The following is a 16153-nucleotide window of genomic DNA, read 5'->3' on the forward strand; positions in this document are numbered from 1 at the left end:
CACAGTCTTCATGCCGCGTGCATGGCCCCCGCGGCACACGGCCGCGGATGATCTCCACACACCGACCGCCACCCGCAACCGCGCAGGAGTCCGCCATGCCCAGCCGCCGCCACTTCCTCGCCGGATCGGCGGCGGCCGCCGCCGGCCTCGCGACCCTGCCCCAACTGGCCGCCCCCGCACCGGCGTCCGCCGCCGAGAGCGCGGCGCCCCCGCCCCACCTGGTGGTGATCCTGGCCGACGACCTCGGCTACGGCGACCTCGGCGCGTACGGCCAGAAGCTGATCACCACCCCGCACATCGACCGGCTCGCCGCCGAGGGCCTGCGCTTCACCGACGCCTACTCCGCGGCCGCCGTCTGCGCCCCGTCGCGCGCCGCACTCCTCACCGGCCTGCACACCGGCCACGCCGCCGTCCGCGCCAACCCCGCCGTCGGCGGCCAGGGCAGCCTCGCCGCCGGGGACACCACCTTCGCCGAAGTGCTGCGCGCGCGGGGCTACCGTACGGGCCTGTTCGGCAAGTGGGGCTTCGGGCCGGAGGCCGCGGACCAGCCCAGCCACCCGGGCGCGCGGGGCTTCGAGGAGTTCTACGGATACATCGACCACAGCCACGCCCACCAGTACCGCCCCGCGTACCTGTGGCACAACGACACCAAGGAGACCCTCCCCGCGGGCACCTACGCCCCCGACGCGATCGCGGCGCGCGCCCTCGGCTTCATCGACACCCACGCGGCCGGACCCGACCCCTTCCTGCTCCTCCTCGCCCCCAACCTCCCGCACGCACCCAGCGAGATCCCCGACGTCGGCGCCTACGCCGCGCGGCCGTGGACCCAGGCGAACAAGGCCCACGCGGCCCAGATCAGCCTCCTCGACGCGCAGGTCGGCGCCGTCGTGGACCGGCTGCGCGCACGCGGGATCGCGGAGCGGACCGTGGTCCTCGTGGCCTCCGACAACGGCCCGCACGAGGAGGGCGGGGTCGACCCCGACCTGTTCGACGCCAACGGCCCGCTGCGCGGCTACAAGCGCAACCTCTACGAGGGCGGCGTCCGGATCCCGCTGATCGCCTGGTCCCCGGGCCGCATCGCCCCCGGCACCACCAGCGCCCGGCCCACCCCCCTGTACGACGTGCTGCCCACCCTCGCCGAGCTCGCCGCGGCCCCCGCCCCCACCGACATCGACGGCCTCTCCGCCGCCCCCGTCCTGGGCGGCGCGGCCGCCCTCGCCCCCCTCCACGGCCACCTGTACTGGTACCGCGACGAGCAGGGCGTCACCGGCCGGGCCAACACCCAGGACGGGGGCCGGGCCAAGCAGGTCGCCGAGGCCCTCCGCAAGGACCGGTGGAAGGCCGTACGGTTCGCCCCCGGGCGGGACCGCACGGTCGCCGACTCCGCGTGGGCGTTCGAGCTCTACGACCTGGCCGCCGACCCCGGCGAGAAGAACGACGTGGCGGCCGGGAACCCCTCGGTGGTCGCCTCGCTGACCACCCTGCTGCGCGCCTCGTGGACCGACACCTACGTGCGCCGCCCGTGGGGCCTGACCGCGGTCGCCGACCCGTCGGCCTCGACGCTCACCACCACCGTCGCGAACGGCAGCGCCCGCCCCTGGCCCGACGTACGCGTCACCCTCCCGCTCCCGTCCGGCTGGACGGCCACGCCCACCGGCCCGGCCGCCACGGCCTCCCTCGCGCCGGGCCAGGCCCTGACCACCACCTGGCGGGTGGGCGCGCCCTCCTCCGCCCCGGCCGTGCTCGTCCCGCAGGCGACCACGTCCTCGTCCTTGCGTTTCACGGCGGCGACCCGGTTCACCCCGCTCCCGGCGCCGCCCACGCGGGACAGCCACCTCAGCGACCTCCCGTGGGTCTCGGCCACCAACGGCTGGGGCCCGGTGGAGATCGACCGCTCCAACGGCAAGCAGGCGGCGGGCGACGGCACACCGATCGCCTTCGGCGGCGTGACCCACGCCAAGGGCCTCGGCGTCCACGCCCCCTCGGAGATCGTCTACCACCTGGGCGGGCGCGCCTCCCGCTTCACGGCCCTCGTCGGCATCGACGACTTCTCCACGAACCAGTCGGCGGCCGGCGCCACCCGCGCCGTCGTCCGCGCCGACGGCCGGACCCTGCTGACCACCGCCACCCTGACGGGAGCCGCCGGCCCCACCGCCATCGACCTCGACGTGACCGGCGTCCGCCTCCTCCACCTGCTGGTCGAGGACGCGAACGCCCGCTCCTCCTTCGACCACACCTCCTGGGCCCGCCCGTACGTGACGGTCGTCTGACCCGCCCCGGCCGGCCTCAGTACCCCTGGGGATGTGCGGACAGCCAGCCGGCGTGCCGCTCGCGCATCCGGTCCCGCTCCTGCCGCGTGGGCAGGATGACATCGGCACCGCCGTCGTACGGGTGGTACATCCGGGTGAGCCCGGGGTCCGTGACGAAGGCGCCCGACAGCGTGTCGTCGGCCACCGCGCGCAGCAGCCGGTCGAGGCAGCCCCGCTGCCAGCGGCGGCGGTCGGCGTAGAAGTACCAGCGCAGGTGGAAGGCCGGATCCGGGTCGTAGGTGTCGTCCTCGGTGGTCCACAGCGTGCCCTCCGGGTGGAAGGCCCGCCGCTTCACCGACCGGTCCGTGTGCTCGGACACCTCGGACCGGCCGGTGGTCACCACATACACGTCGCCGCCCGCGAAGAGCTCGTCCAGGACCGTGTTGTACCGGTCCAGGAGCACCGCGTACTCCGCCTCGCCGTCCGGGTGGCGCTTCGATTCCGGCAGGCTGTGGAAACGCACCCACCGGTGGGCGTACACCGTCTTCAGCTCGTGCGGGAACAACGGGCCGGGAGGCCTGTGCTCCCGCCACAGACGGGTCAGCCCCTCGTGCGCGGGGTCGGCGACGGGGGCACTCACGCCCCGGGGGCCTTCGCGACACCGATCGGGCAGGACACGCCCGTGCCGCCGATGCCGCAGTAGCCGCCCGGGTTCTTGTCCAGGTACTGCTGGTGGTGCGCCTCCGCCGGCCAGAAGGGGCGCTCCGCGGCCGGCAGCACCGCCGTGGTGATCGGGCCGTAGCCCGAGGAGGCCAGGACCTGCTGGTAGGCCGTACGGGAGGCCTCCGCCGTCGCCTGCTGGTCGGGGGAGTGGGTGTAGACCGCAGAGCGGTACTGGGTGCCGACGTCGTTGCCCTGGCGGAAGCCCTGGGTGGGGTCGTGGGACTCCCAGAACAGCTTCAGCAGCGCGGCGTAGGAGACCTGGGACGGGTCGAAGACCACGCGGACCACCTCGGTGTGACCGGTCAGACCCGAGCAGACCTCCTCGTAGGTCGGATTCTCGGTGAAGCCGCCCTGGTAGCCGGCCAGAGTGGTCCACACCCCGGGCGTCTGCCAGAACTTGCGCTCCGCGCCCCAGAAACAGCCCAGACCGAAGTCGGCGACCTCAAGGTGCGCGGGGTAGGGGCCGGACAGCGGGTTGCCCAGCACGGTGTGCCGGTCGGGCACGGTGAACAGCGGCTCCGCGCGGCCCGTCAGGGCCTCCTCGCGGGTGGGGAGCTCGGGCGTACGGCGGTACGAGAACATGGATTCCCTCCTTGTGGGAGTGACAACGTGCGAAGGGCGGGCCGGGATTCCCCGACCCGCCCTCCGCCGCCGCACGGGTCACAGACCCGGCGTCACCTCGCGTACCGCCCAGTCGCGCGCGTGCACGTAGCGGGACTTCGGCCAGTAGTACCAGGGCATCGCCCCGATGTGTCCGTCGATGTGGCGGAACTGCTCGACCGCCTCCGCGTCCCGGTCCTGCCAGAACAGGAACCACGCGAGCGGGTGCCGCAGCCGGATCGACCGCCAGTCGTCCGGATCGGCCGCCGCCAGGTCGACGAGGGCGGCATCCACCGCCGCGACGATCTCCGGCTCCTTGAAGAAGGTCTCCGGCTTCAGTTCCGACTCGTGCAGCTCCTGCTCGACGTAGGCGATGAGCGGCAGCACGGACAGCAGCTCACCCGGCTCGGCCCCGGCGGCGCACTCGCGGGCGAAGGCGAGCGCCAGCTCGTGCGAGCCGCGCCACTTCTGGCTCCAGTACTGCATGGCGTTCGTGTGGGCCGAAAGGATCTTCGGGTCACGCTTCATGATCTGCGACCACAGCTGCTGGTACTGCTCGTGCGGGTAACCCAGGCCCAGGCTGATGTTCTGCTCCACCATGTACGGAACCGGGTCCGCGGGGTCCGCCAGCCGCTGGGCCTCCCGCGTCTGCTCCTGCGCCTTGACCAGCAGCTCGCGGAAGATCCGGAACTGCTCCTGGGTGGTGTGGCTGGCCCGCGCGGAGCCCCGCACGTTCCACGCCACCATGATGCCCGTGTCCGCGTTGACCAGCGCCGCGGACGCGTCCGACGGCCTGGCCGTGCGCCACGCCAGCAGCCAGGCGTCGTCCTCGCAAGCCAGCTCGGACAGGACGCGGACGCGCTGCCAGCGCTCCTCCCAGTCCTGCCCGGCCGCCTCAAGATAGGCCGCGCCCGCTTCCCAGTCGCCGGCCTTGACCGCCGCGACGGCGGCGGTCTGCTCGGGCGACACGGGCAGCGCGTTGTCCGTGTCGAGCTCGTCCTCCGGCACGAAGCCCAGCGCGACGACCGCCGCGGCCTGCTGCGCCTTCCGCTCGGCCTTGACGGCGGCCGTCTCGGCGTTCGTGGCCTCGGTCCGGCCCTCGATGACGGCGATCTCCGCCTCCAGCCGCTTCGCCTTGCGGATGAAGTAGACGCCACGCAGAACCTTGAACGCGCCGAAGAGCAGCATGGCGCCCAGGATGTAGAGGCCGATCACGGGGCAAGCACCAGCTTTCGCAGGGGTTCGGTGTCGGGCAGGTCGGCGACGGCCGCGTCCAGGGCGGCGCCCAGGCGCTCCTCGAAGCCGTCGGCCGGGTAACTCAGGGAGGCCGAGTCGGACCACGACAGCTGCCAGCGGGCGGCGCCGCGGGCCGTCAGTTCGACGGTGACCAGCTGGTTCAGCGCGCGCCGGACGACCGGGCGGGCGAACTCGCGGGCCGTGCGGCCGGTGGCGGCCTGCGCCTCCTCCGACTTCGGGAAACGGTCGGCGATGCGCCAGCGCACTGCCTGGTCGGCGTCGAACGCGTCCAGCACGGCGTCGAGCCCGGGGCCCGCGCCCTCGGCGGCGAAGGCCTCGCGGATGTCCTCCGCGCCCTGGCCGACGTACACGGTCATGGACTCGTGGACGAGGTCCTCCCAGTCGACCCGCTTGAGCGCGAGCGCCTCCGGGGTGAGGACGACCTGCTCCAGCGCGGCCAGCGCCGCGTCGGCGTCGGCCAGCAGCTCCAGGGCCGGCCGGGCGGCCTGCCCGGAGCGGCCGTCGTCGGGCAGGGCCTCGATGCGGGCCACGCGCTCGGCGAGCGCGGGGTGGGAGTCGTAGGGGGAGGTGGGCTCGGTCGACAGTTCCTGGCGCAGCTCGTCCAGGTCGGCCGAGCGCGCGTCCAGGAGCCGGCGCAGGCCGCCGAAGACCTCACCCGGGCGGGGCAGCAGGCCGGCGCCGACGCCGAGGGTGGCGTAGGAGCCCATGTAGAAGTCGTGCGCCGAGTCGAGGGCGTTCAGCTCGCGCAGCGCGGACGCGGCGGAGTCGCGGCCGGCGACCCGGACCGAGGCGAGGTCGGCGGCGAGCTCCTGGCGGCGGGAGGTGGAGCGGGTGGCGCGCATGTAGAAGTTGCCGTACGCGATGTAGATCTTGGCCATGGCGCGGTACATCGCCCCCTCGCCCGCGGTGTCGACGCCCTTGGCCTTCTTGCCCTTGGCGATCCGCTTCTCGTCCTTGCGCTCCTGCTTCGCGCGCTCCTTGGCCACCTTCTTGTCGGCGCGGTCGTGGAAGTAGCCGATGGTGCGGATCAGCTGGGCGCGGCCGCGGGCGATCAGCGGGGTGAGACGCGTGTCGAAGTTGGCGTAGTGGCCCATCTCGTGGGCGAGCACGGCGCGCAGCTGCATCTCGTCCAGGCCCGTCATCAGCGGCAGGCCGAGGTAGAGGCGGCGGGTGCCGGGCCGCAGGCCCAGCAGCCTGGCGTCCTCGCCGACGGCCGCGTTCACCTCGTCGATCAGCACGATCTCGTCGGGGGCGCGGGTGCCGACCTGCTGCGCGATGTCGCGCACGACCGCCCACAGCTCGGGCTCCTGCGCCTCGCTGACCGTGATGCCGGCCGGGGGCTCGCCCTGGGGGGTGCGCAGCATGAACATGCCGCGCACGATCGGGACGGTGAGGACCAGCGAGACGAGAACCAGCTTGGCCACGATCGGGCCGTGCAGGGTGGTGACGACCGCGTAGTCGATGCCGCCGAGCGCGGCCAGCAGGAACACGCCGAGCAGGTAGAAGCCTGCGAGCAGGACGAGAGCGCGCAAGGCGCGCAGTGAAGCGCCCATATGGACAGATCCCCCCACGGGAACGAAAGGAAGTGGGTGGCAGGGCAGAAGGCCACGGCCACCGCCGCATCATGCGGCCTGCGATTACTTACAGCAACTTTATTCGCCAAGGATCCCCGCGGGGCAGCCGGGGTGGACGCACCGGGCAGTGCCCCCACCCCACGCCGCGGCGACGGACCGCCCGACGGGCGAAGCCGAGCCGCAGATCCGCCGACCGGCCCGGAGGGCTACCGTGCCAGGGTCGCCGGCGATCCGCCGTTCGCCTCGTACCCCGCCACCGCCATCGCCCGGCACATCGCGTACTCCGCGGCCGGGTCGTCCGCCTCCGACCAGGGCAGCGCGCCCACGTACCCGTCCACGTGCCGGACCTGCTCCATCGCCTCCGCCCAACGCTCCATGCAGACCAGGAACACCAGCAGCATGTGCCGTACGTGCGCCACCATCGGGTCGTCCTCCCGCGCCGTGTGCACCGCGTACAGCGCGCCCTCCACCGCCCGCGTGACGACCGCGCCCCGGTAGAAGGTCGGGCTCAGCACGATGTCCGGCCGGTTCTCGCGCAGCGCGAACATCGGCAGGGCCGCCAGCAGCGAGCCCTGCGGCGCGCGCGCCGCGGCCGCGTGCGCGAACGTGTCGGCCTTCTCCCGCGAGCCGTGCCACGTCGCGCCCCAGTAGTGCAGCGCGGCGAGATGGGCGCCCATGTGCTCCGGGGCCCGGTCGAGGACCTTCGCCCACAGCTCGTCGAACTCCGCCTCCGGGTACGCCAGTCCCCGCGCGATCGCCAGCTCCGTGATGTACGGGACCGGGTCCCCCGGGGCCAGCAGCGCGGCCTTGCGGCACGCGTCCCGGGCCTCCTCCAGGATGATCCGGTGGTCCTCGGAACCGACCCCGCCCGAGCGCCGCCACGCCTGCTGCACCAGCAGCTCCGCGTGCACCTGCGCGCCGCCCGGGTCCTTCTCCGCCTCCTGCCGCCACGCCCGCAGCCACTGCGCGCCCGTCCCGGGCTGCGCCATCAGCTCCAGGGCCGCGGCCCCGCCGAAGGCCTGCACGCGCTGCCAGCGCCGCTCGCCCTCCCGCGGGGTCCCGGCGAGCAGCTGTGAGGCCGCCTGCCACCGGCCGGTGAGCCGTACGTTGTCGAGGGCGTCCATCAGGTCCTTGTCGGGCCCGGGAATGCGGATCTCGAGCTCTTCCTGCCGGTCGAATCCGTAGTTCGCCGGGTTGGCGGCGTCGGGGCTGCCCGGCGCGACCAGGCGGATACCACCGCGCCGCCGCCGTATGTACGGACCGAGAATGAACACGATCATGAGCATCGCGAACACCAACCACAGAATCTCCATGCCTCCAGCGAACCAGACGGAGGGGGGAGCAGGCCAATAGGGGGGCGGGCGCCGGGCGGGCATAGCATCGGACCATGAGCGACGACAGCCACGAGCACCAGAGCTTCGAGACCCGCGCGATCCACGCGGGCAACACGGCGGACCCGCTGACCGGCGCGGTCGTGCCCCCGATCTATCAGGTTTCCACCTACAAGCAGGACGGTGTCGGAGGGCTCCGCGGCGGCTACGAGTACAGCCGCAGCGCCAACCCGACCCGGACCGCGCTGGAGGAGAACCTCGCGGCCCTGGAGGGCGGCCGTCGCGGTCTCGCCTTCGCGTCCGGACTCGCCGCCGAGGACTGCCTGCTGCGTACGCTGCTCGCCCCGGGCGACCACGTGGTCATCCCGAACGACGCGTACGGCGGCACCTTCCGCCTCTTCGCGAAGGTCGTCTCCCGCTGGGGCGTGGAGTGGTCGGTGGCCGACACCTCCGACCCCGAGTCGGTACGGGCGGCCCTCACCCCGAAGACGAAGGTCATCTGGGTCGAGACCCCCTCCAACCCGCTGCTCGGCATCACCGACATCGCCGTGGTCGCCGGCATCGCGCGCTCGGCCGGCGCCAAGCTGGTCGTGGACAACACCTTCGCCTCGCCCTACCTGCAGCAGCCCCTGGCGCTGGGCGCGGACGTGGTCGTGCACTCGCTGACCAAGTACATGGGCGGGCACTCCGACGTGGTCGGCGGCGCGCTGGTCACCGCGGACGCGGCACTGGGCGAGGAGCTGGCCTACCACCAGAACGCGATGGGTGCGGTGGCCGGTCCCTTCGACTCCTGGGTCGTGCTGCGGGGCATCAAGACCCTGGCCGTGCGCATGGACCGGCACGCGGAGAACGCGGGCAAGATCGTGGAGCTGCTCAAGCGCCACCCGAAGGTCACCAACGTCCTCTACCCGGGCCTGCCCGAGCACCCGGGTCACGAGGTCGCGGCCAAGCAGATGCGCAACTTCGGCGGCATGATCTCCTTCCAGGTCGCCGGTGGCGAGGAAGAGGCCGTCGCGGTCTGCGGCCGCACCAAGATCTTCACCCTGGCCGAGTCCCTGGGCGGCGTCGAGTCCCTGATCGAGCACCCGGGCCGCATGACGCACGCGTCGGTGGCCGGTTCGGCGCTGGAGGTCCCGGCGGACCTGATCCGCCTGTCGGTCGGCATCGAGAACGCCGACGACCTCGTGGCGGACCTGACCCAGGCCCTGGGCTGACCCGCCCCCGCCGGGCCCGCCCGGGCCCGGCGGCCCCCAACCCACCGGCTCCGCCCGGGCCCGGCGGCCCCCAACCCACCGGCTCCGCCCGGGCCCGGCGGCCCCCAACCCACCGGCTCCGCCGGGCAACTCCCGTCTCGCCGAGCCATTCCAGCCTCGCCGGCGTTTGAGGCGCGGGGTCTGGGGGCGGAGCCCCAGGAGACCCGGCTCCGCCGGGCACCGGGCTCCGCCCGGAACCGCGCCTCAAACGACGGCGAGGCCAGGTTTGGCTCGGCGAAGCCGTAAGGGGCTCGGCGGAGCCGGAGTTGAGGGGTTACCAGCCCTGTAGGGGTGGGGAGATGCCGCTCGGGGGGGTGGTCCAGGGGTGGGTCAGGGAGGCCCACACCACGAAGGCCACCGCCGCGGCGAAGAGCACGGCCCAGCCGAACCTGCGCAGGGCCCGCCGCCGCCGCAGGAGGCGGTCGCCCCGGGCCGCGGCGCCCGCCGCGAGCCCCGTCGGCACCGGCGGGTACGGGCCCTCCAGGAGTCGTCTGACCTGCGCTTCCTTCCGGTCGGGGAGCCCGCTCACGCCGCCTCCCGGTTCCGCAGCGCCTCCACGGCCCGGTTGCACAGCACCCGTACCCGCTCCACCGGCATCCCGAGCTGCGCCGCCGTGACCTCCTCCGCGACCCCTTCGTAGAGCCGCAGGACCAGTACGAGCCGCTCCGGCGGGCTCAGCCGCGCCAGTACACCGGCGCCGCCGTGATGGCGCCAGCCGGTCCGGGCGAAGGCCGCGCACAGCTCCTGGCGGGTGAAGTCGTACGGATCGTCCCCGCGCAGGCGCCGCCAGTTCGCGTACGTACGGGCCAGCGCGCCCGCCAGCAGCCGCCGGGCCGGCTCCGGTTCACCGGTCAGCAGGAGCGCGACATGCAGGAGACGCCCGGCCGCGCCCGCGACGAAGGCTTCGAACTCCGCGTAGGAGCCGCCCTGTTGATCAACCACCCGCATAGTCCACATAGTGCGGGCAGCGGGGCCGCCCGGGTCAAGAGGACGGACGGACTCCGCTCAGGAGGCGGGACCGGCTTCGGCCACGGCCGCCATGAGCTCCGACAGCGACAGGTTGAAGCGCGTGAGCAGACCGGTGAAGGATTCCCGCTCGCCCTCGCTCCAGCCCTCCGTCACCCGGGCCATCAGCTCGCGCCGCGAGGAGCGGACCTCCTCCAGCCGGGCCAGCCCCCGCGGGGACAGCGCGAGCACCACGGCCCGCCCGTCCTCGGGGTGCGAGGTCCGCTTGACCAGACCGCTGTCGACCAGCGGCGCGACCTGCCGGGTCACCGTGGAGGAGTCGATCCCCATGCCGCCGGCGAGCGCCTTCACGCCCATCGGGCCTTCCAGGTCGAGCCGGTTCAGCAGCAGGTAGGCGGCGCGGTCCATCGAGTTGCGGGCCTGGCCCACACCGCCCAGACGGGTCTGCTCGGCACGGCGGGCGAAGACCGCCACCTGGTGCTGGAGCGCGTCGAGGAGACCGGCTCCGGCGGGCGCGTCGGGCGCCGCGGGCAGATCGGAATTGGCCGGGGTGGAAGGCATGGCCGTGGGCTCTCTTCGCGTGGGTCCGACAAGGATGGGGGACAGAGTACGCGGCCGTGCGGCGGCTCGTACGCCTCGTACGAGAACTGATACGGCCGGTTGGAGCCCCTGCCCCGCACGTGTCCCGGATGGCGAGATATCGCCCCTCGTCCGGGCGCTCCCGCGGGCGCCCCCGCGGCCCCTCCCGCGGCCCGGAGCCGGCTCCCGCCCGGGCTGCGAGACTGGCGGCATGAGCTACCGCGTGCCCCAGCCCGTCCCCCAGGTCATCCTCGACGACGTCCGGGGGGCCCAGAAGATGCTGTCCGGCGTCTCGCGGGTCACCGCCATGGAGGGCAGCCGGCACCTCTCCGCACTCACCGGTTCCCCGGTCCACCTCAAATGCGAGAACCTCCAGCGCACCGGCTCCTTCAAGCTCCGCGGCGCCTACGTACGCATCGCCGGCCTGCGCCCCGAGCAGCGGGCCGCCGGCGTCGTCGCCGCGAGCGCGGGCAACCACGCGCAGGGCGTGGCGCTGGCCTCCTCCCTCCTCGGGGTCCGGTCGACCGTGTTCATGCCGGTCGGGGCGCCGCTGCCCAAGGTGGCCGCGACCCAGGAGTACGGCGCCGACGTGCGGCTGCACGGGCAGGTCGTCGACGAGACCTTCCTGGCCGCCCAGGAGTACGCGGACCGCACCGGCGCGGTGTTCATCCACCCCTTCGACCACCGCGACATCATCGCGGGCCAGGGCACGGTCGGCCTGGAGATCCTGGAGCAGTGCCCGGAGGTGCGGACCATCCTCGTCGGGATCGGCGGCGGCGGTCTCGCGGCCGGTGTCGCGGTCGCCGTGAAGGCGCTGCGGCCGGACGTGCGGGTCATCGGGGTGCAGGCGGCGGGCGCGGCCGCGTACCCGCCCTCGCTCAAGGCCGGACATCCGGTCTCGATCGACGAACCGATCACGATGGCCGACGGGATCAAGGTCGGCCGCCCGGGAGACGTCCCCTTCAAAATCATCGGCGAGCTCGTCGACGACGTGCGTACGGTCTCCGAGGACGCCCTCTCCAGCGCCCTGCTGCTCTGCCTGGAGCGGGCCAAACTGGTGGTCGAACCGGCCGGGTGCAGCACGGTCGCGGCCCTGCTCAGCGAGCCCGAACTGTACGGTGGCGGCCCGGTGGTGGCCGTCCTGTCCGGCGGGAACGTCGATCCGCTGCTGCTCCAGCGGATCCTGCGCCACGGCATGGCGGCGGCGGGCCGGTACCTGTCCCTGCGGCTGCGCGTGGCCGACCGGCCGGGCGCCCTGGCCGGGCTCCTGGCGGTGTTGTCAGTGGTGGATGCGAACGTGTTGGACGTGAGCCATGTGCGGACGGACCCGCGGCTGGGGCTCACGGAGGTGGAGGTGGAGCTGCACCTGGAGACGAAGGGCCCGGAGCACTGCGCGGAAGTCGCGCGTTCCCTGCACGGCGCGGGATACAAGGTGATGAGCTAGGCGATGAGCCCGGACATCCCCCGTTCGGCCGAGCAGGACCTGCCCGGCGCTCATAGGATTTGCGTAGAAATGCCCTGAATATCCTGATTCTACTGGCCCGATTCACTGGGAGAATCCATATGCCAGGCGCTATCTACGCCGAAGGTCTGGTCAAGACCTTCGGCGATGTACGGGCTCTCGACGGCGTGGACCTCGATGTCCCCGAAGGCACCGTCCTGGGTCTGCTCGGCCCGAACGGCGCGGGCAAGACCACGACCGTACGTGTCCTGACCACCCTCCTGCGGCCCGACAGCGGCAAGGCCGTCGTCGCCGGCATCGACGTGCTGCGGCATCCCAACGAAGTCCGCCGCGCCATCGGCCTGTCCGGCCAGTTCGCGGCCGTCGACGAGTACCTGACCGGCCGCGAGAACCTCCAGATGGTCGGCCAGCTCTACCAGATGAAGGCCAAGGCGGCCAAAGCCCGGGCCACCGAACTCCTCGAACGCTTCAACCTCTCCGACGCCGCGGACCGTACGGCCAAGACGTACTCCGGCGGCATGCGCAGGCGCCTGGACCTCGCGGCCGCCCTCGTCGTCAGCCCGCCCGTGATGTTCATGGACGAGCCGACCACCGGACTCGACCCCCGCAACCGCCAGCAGCTGTGGGGCATCATCCAGGAGCTGGTCGCCGGCGGCACCACCCTGCTCCTCACCACCCAGTACCTGGAGGAGGCCGACCACCTCGCGCACGACATCTGCGTGGTCGACCACGGCAAGGTCATCGCCCGCGGCACCTCCGACCAGCTCAAGGCCCGTACCGGCGGCGAGCGCGTGGAGGTCGTCGTCCACGAGCGGCAGCACATCACCACCGCGCGCGAGGTGCTCGCCGGCTTCGGCAAGGGCGAGACCACGGTCGAGGAGCACACCCGCAAACTGACCGTGCCCGTGTCGGGCGGCGCCAAGCTGCTCGCCGAGGTCATCCGCGAACTCGACGGCCGGGGCATCGAGATCGACGACATAGGCCTGCGCCGCCCCACCCTCGACGACGTGTTCATCTCCCTGACCGGGCACGCCGCCGAACGGGCCGCCGAAGAGAACGAGAACGGCGACGCACCGGCCGCTCCCGCGGCCGGGGACCGCAAGACGGCCCGCAAGGAGGTGGCGAAGTGACCCTCACCTCCCCGAACCCGGGCGCCTCCCCGCACCGCGAACCCGCCGCGCCCCGTCCGCGCGGCGGCGTCGTCCAGAGCGTGAACGACTCCCTCGTGATCGCCAAGCGGAACGTCATCCGCCTCAGCCGGATCCCCGAGATGTTGATCTTCGGGCTGATCCAGCCGGTCATGTTCGTGGTGCTCTTCAGCTTCGTCTTCGGCGGCTCGATGATGATCGGCGGCTCGACCAGCGCCAGCGACTACCGGAACTTCCTGATGGCCGGCATCTTCGCCCAGACCGTCACCTTCGCCACCGCGGGTGCCGGCGCGGGCATCGCCGACGACATGCACAAGGGGCTGATCGACCGCTTCCGCTCGCTGCCCATGGCCCGCGGCGCCGTCCTGACCGGGCGCACCCTGGCGGACCTGATGCAGACGGCGCTGACCATGGTGGTGCTGGCGATGGTCGCCCTGCTCGTCGGCTGGCGCACCCACACCAGCGTCGGCGAGGTGCTGGCCGGCTTCGCCCTGCTGCTCCTGCTCGGGTACGCGTTCTCCTGGATCGGCGCCCTGATCGGGCTGTCCGTACGCACTCCGGAGGCGGCCACCTCGGGCGGGCTGATCTGGCTGTTCCCCGTCACGTTCATCTCCAACGCGTTCGTCCCCACGGAGAACATGGCGAGCTGGCTCCAGCCCATCGCCGAGTGGAATCCGTTCAGCGCCACCGTCCAGGCCTGCCGTGAGCTCTTCGGGAACCCGGGTGTCTCCCGGTCCGACGCCTGGCCGATGGTCCACCCGGTATGGGCCTCGCTGATCTGGTCGGCCCTGATCATCCTGCTCTTCCGCACGCTCGCGGTCCGCAAGTACCGCGGGGCGGACGGCTGAGGTCCGGGGGGACCCGCACCCGCAGCACCCGCAGTACCCGCAGCAACGCGCGATGCCCGGCCGGGAGAGTCCGGCCGGGCATCGCGCGTTGTCACTCGGGAAGAAAACGGTGACCGAGGGTGATCAGCCGGTGAAGGGCTTGACGTCCAGGATCTTGACCGAGGCCTTCTTGCCGTTCGGCAGCTCGTACTCGGCATCCTCGCCGATCGCCTTGCCCAGCACGCCGCTGCCCAGCGGGGACTGGGGGGAGTACGTCTCGAAGTCCGAGGACGCGTACTCACGCGAGGCCAGCAGGAACTCCATGGTGTCGTCCTCGTCGCCGTCGAAGGCGATCTTCACGAGCGTGCCGGGGGCCACCACACCGTCGGACGCGGGCGCGGTGCCGACCTTGGCGTTCTCCAGGAGCTGCGTGAGCTGGCGGACCCGGAGCTCCTGCTTGCCCTGCTCCTCCTTCGCCGCGTGGTAACCACCGTTCTCGCGCAGGTCGCCCTCCTCGCGGGCGGCTGCGATCTTCGTGGCGATCTCCGTGCGGGCGGGACCAGAGAGGTAGTCCAGCTCCGCCTTCAGCTGGTCGTACGCCGCCTGGGTCAGCCAGGTGACGCTTTCGCTCGTCTGGGTCACGGGTGCTCCTCGTCGGTACAGGGGACTACTGGCCGCCGTCGGCGGACGAAACCACGAGCCTAACAATTCGGGAAGAAAAGGGGGAGGACCCCAGAGGCTCATTGCCTCGTGGGGCGCCACTTCAACCCTCTTCGGACCTCAGTGGGCGGAAGGCGCCGACTGGCAGCCGACCAGCTCGATCATCGTGGCCCGGCCGGTGGTCTTCAGGGTGACGATCTCGTCCACCCGTGACCGGTTCTGCGCGAAGGTGAAGTCCGCGCGGCCCACCTCGGCGTGCTCCTTGTTCTGGGAGCTGAGGGAACAGACCCCGGTGACCGAGGCGTCCTTGCGGACCTCCAGGTGCACCTCCACCTCGGTGTCCGAAATCACCTGGAACTTGATCACTTCGGCGCTCACGCTCTGTCCCGCGACGTAGTCCCAGCCGATCCAGCCGACCACGCCCAGCAGCACCGCACCCAGCACCGATCCGATGATCTTGAGCTTCCGGTCCGCACGCTCGTCCGCCGACCGGCCGTACCGGCCCTCGGGCAGTCCCTCGCGCACCGCGCTCATGATCGTTCCTCTCGCCGGGGACGGCTTGGTCACCCCTGGAATTTTCCGCCCCCCAGTTCGGTCACTATAGGAGCTGAGTGTCGCGCCGAATCGCAGAGGATCCTGTTTTGACCGAGCAGCTTCGACTGATGGCCGTCCACGCCCACCCCGACGACGAGTCGAGCAAGGGCGCGGCCACCATGGCCAAGTACGTGTCCGAGGGGATTCCCGTGCTGGTCGTCACCTGCACCGGTGGCGAGCGCGGCTCGGTCCTGAACCCCAAGCTCCAGGGCGACAAGTACATCGAGGAGAACATCCACGAGGTCCGCGCCAGGGAGATGGACGAGGCGCGCGACATCCTCGGCATCGAGCAGGAATGGCTCGGCTACGTGGACTCCGGCCTCCCCGAGGGCGACCCGCTGCCCCCGCTGCCCGAGGGCTGCTTCGCGCTCGCGGACGTCCACGAGGCCGCCGGCGAGCTGGTGAAGAAGATCCGCGCCTTCAAGCCGCAGGTCGTCACCACCTACGACGAGAACGGGGGCTACCCGCACCCCGACCACATCATGACCCACACGATCTCCATGCTGGCCTTCGAGAGCGCGGCCGACACCGAGAAGTACCCGGAGAGCGAGTACGGCGCGGCCTACCAGCCGCAGAAGCTCTACTACAACCAGGGCTTCAACAAGCCGCGCACCGTCGCCCTCCACGAGGCGCTGCTCGCGCGCGGCATGGAGTCCCCCTACGGGGAGTGGCTGGAGCGGTGGAAGGAGTTCGAGCGCAAGGAGCGGACCCTGACCACCCACGTGCCCTGCGCCGACTTCTTCGAGATCCGTGACAAGGCGCTCATCGCGCACGCCACCCAGATCGACCCGGACGGCGGCTGGTTCCGCGTCCCGATGGACATCCAGAAGGAGGTCTGGCCCACCGAGGAGTACGAGCTCGCGAAGTCGCTCGTCGACACTTCCCTCCCCGAGTCCGACCTCTTCGCGGGCATCCGGGAGAATGCGTAGC

At 72.2% G+C, this 16153-nt stretch carries 16 protein-coding genes; 6 read left to right on the top strand and 10 right to left on the bottom strand.

The annotated features are described in order from the left end of the window. The first annotated feature begins 95 nt into the window (after positions 1-95). Entirely contained in the window at positions 96-2270 is a 2175-nt protein-coding gene (locus ACFY0D_RS18440; RefSeq protein ID WP_390799247.1) for a sulfatase-like hydrolase/transferase, read from the top strand. Between the two features lie 16 nt (positions 2271-2286). Here ACFY0D_RS18440 and ACFY0D_RS18445 read toward each other — a convergent pair whose 3' ends face one another. The 5 genes from ACFY0D_RS18445 to ACFY0D_RS18465 form a co-directional block, all read right to left on the bottom strand. Then, complete coding sequence (locus ACFY0D_RS18445; protein ID WP_390799248.1) at positions 2287-2889, bottom strand: hypothetical protein; 603 nt, start codon at positions 2887-2889, stop codon at positions 2287-2289. Next, the gene (msrA, locus tag ACFY0D_RS18450; protein ID WP_390799249.1) at positions 2886-3554 is read right to left on the bottom strand and encodes a peptide-methionine (S)-S-oxide reductase MsrA; all 669 of its coding nucleotides are present in this window, start codon (positions 3552-3554) and stop codon (positions 2886-2888) included. Before msrA ends, ACFY0D_RS18445 begins: the two co-directional genes overlap by 4 nt. 78 nt (positions 3555-3632) lie before the next feature. Next, positions 3633-4787 (bottom strand): hypothetical protein, encoded by a 1155-nt coding sequence (locus tag ACFY0D_RS18455; RefSeq protein ID WP_390799250.1) that lies wholly within the window; start codon positions 4785-4787, stop codon positions 3633-3635. Beyond that, entirely contained in the window at positions 4784-6382 is a 1599-nt protein-coding gene (locus ACFY0D_RS18460) for a M48 family metallopeptidase (RefSeq protein ID WP_390799251.1), read from the bottom strand. Before ACFY0D_RS18460 ends, ACFY0D_RS18455 begins: the two co-directional genes overlap by 4 nt. 227 nt (positions 6383-6609) lie before the next feature. Continuing rightward, the gene (locus ACFY0D_RS18465; RefSeq protein ID WP_390799252.1) at positions 6610-7716 is read right to left on the bottom strand and encodes a hypothetical protein; all 1107 of its coding nucleotides are present in this window, start codon (positions 7714-7716) and stop codon (positions 6610-6612) included. A gap of 74 nt (positions 7717-7790) precedes the next feature. On the opposite strand from ACFY0D_RS18465, the gene ACFY0D_RS18470 reads away from it, so the two are divergent. Beyond that, entirely contained in the window at positions 7791-8948 is a 1158-nt protein-coding gene (locus ACFY0D_RS18470) for a cystathionine gamma-synthase (RefSeq protein WP_390799253.1), read from the top strand. A 313-nt stretch (positions 8949-9261) separates the two neighbouring features. Here the strand turns inward: ACFY0D_RS18470 and ACFY0D_RS18475 are convergent, their stop codons facing one another. The 3 genes from ACFY0D_RS18475 to ACFY0D_RS18485 form a co-directional block, all read right to left on the bottom strand. Beyond that, positions 9262-9516, bottom strand: a complete 255-nt coding sequence (locus ACFY0D_RS18475; protein WP_382542494.1) for a hypothetical protein — start codon at positions 9514-9516, stop codon at positions 9262-9264. Continuing rightward, positions 9513-9929 (bottom strand): sigma factor-like helix-turn-helix DNA-binding protein, encoded by a 417-nt coding sequence (locus ACFY0D_RS18480; RefSeq protein WP_390799254.1) that lies wholly within the window; start codon positions 9927-9929, stop codon positions 9513-9515. The genes ACFY0D_RS18475 and ACFY0D_RS18480 overlap by 4 nt, the downstream gene beginning before the upstream one ends. Positions 9930-9992: 63 nt before the next feature. Then, positions 9993-10514 (bottom strand): MarR family winged helix-turn-helix transcriptional regulator, encoded by a 522-nt coding sequence (locus ACFY0D_RS18485; protein WP_030009956.1) that lies wholly within the window; start codon positions 10512-10514, stop codon positions 9993-9995. Between the two features lie 229 nt (positions 10515-10743). Here ACFY0D_RS18485 and ilvA point away from each other — a divergent pair, with 229 nt between their 5' ends. The 3 genes from ilvA (at position 10744) to ACFY0D_RS18500 (ending at position 13990) form a co-directional block, all read left to right on the top strand. Next, positions 10744-11976: a threonine ammonia-lyase gene (gene ilvA / locus ACFY0D_RS18490; RefSeq protein ID WP_390799255.1), complete on the top strand. Its 1233-nt coding sequence runs from the start codon at positions 10744-10746 to the stop codon at positions 11974-11976. A 119-nt stretch (positions 11977-12095) separates the two neighbouring features. Further along, positions 12096-13124, top strand: a complete 1029-nt coding sequence (locus ACFY0D_RS18495; RefSeq protein ID WP_390799256.1) for an ATP-binding cassette domain-containing protein — start codon at positions 12096-12098, stop codon at positions 13122-13124. Further along, the gene (locus ACFY0D_RS18500; RefSeq protein ID WP_390799257.1) at positions 13121-13990 is read left to right on the top strand and encodes an ABC transporter permease; all 870 of its coding nucleotides are present in this window, start codon (positions 13121-13123) and stop codon (positions 13988-13990) included. Before ACFY0D_RS18495 ends, ACFY0D_RS18500 begins: the two co-directional genes overlap by 4 nt. 123 nt (positions 13991-14113) lie before the next feature. On the opposite strand, the gene greA is transcribed toward ACFY0D_RS18500, so the two are convergent. Then, positions 14114-14611 (bottom strand): transcription elongation factor GreA, encoded by a 498-nt coding sequence (gene greA / locus ACFY0D_RS18505; protein ID WP_030009952.1) that lies wholly within the window; start codon positions 14609-14611, stop codon positions 14114-14116. A gap of 138 nt (positions 14612-14749) precedes the next feature. Next, positions 14750-15163, bottom strand: coding sequence for a DUF4307 domain-containing protein (locus tag ACFY0D_RS18510; RefSeq protein WP_390799258.1), 414 nt, complete (start codon positions 15161-15163; stop codon positions 14750-14752). 107 nt (positions 15164-15270) lie between these two features. On the opposite strand from ACFY0D_RS18510, the gene mca reads away from it, so the two are divergent. Beyond that, a complete protein-coding gene (gene mca, locus ACFY0D_RS18515) occupies positions 15271-16152 on the top strand; it encodes a mycothiol conjugate amidase Mca (protein ID WP_390799259.1) in 882 nt (293 codons plus the stop codon). The last annotated feature ends 1 nt before the right edge of the window (position 16153 follow it).

The sequence above is a fragment of the Streptomyces sp. NPDC001502 genome (assembly GCF_042894785.1).
GTDB classification, from domain to species: domain Bacteria; phylum Actinomycetota; class Actinomycetes; order Streptomycetales; family Streptomycetaceae; genus Streptomyces; species Streptomyces kutzneri.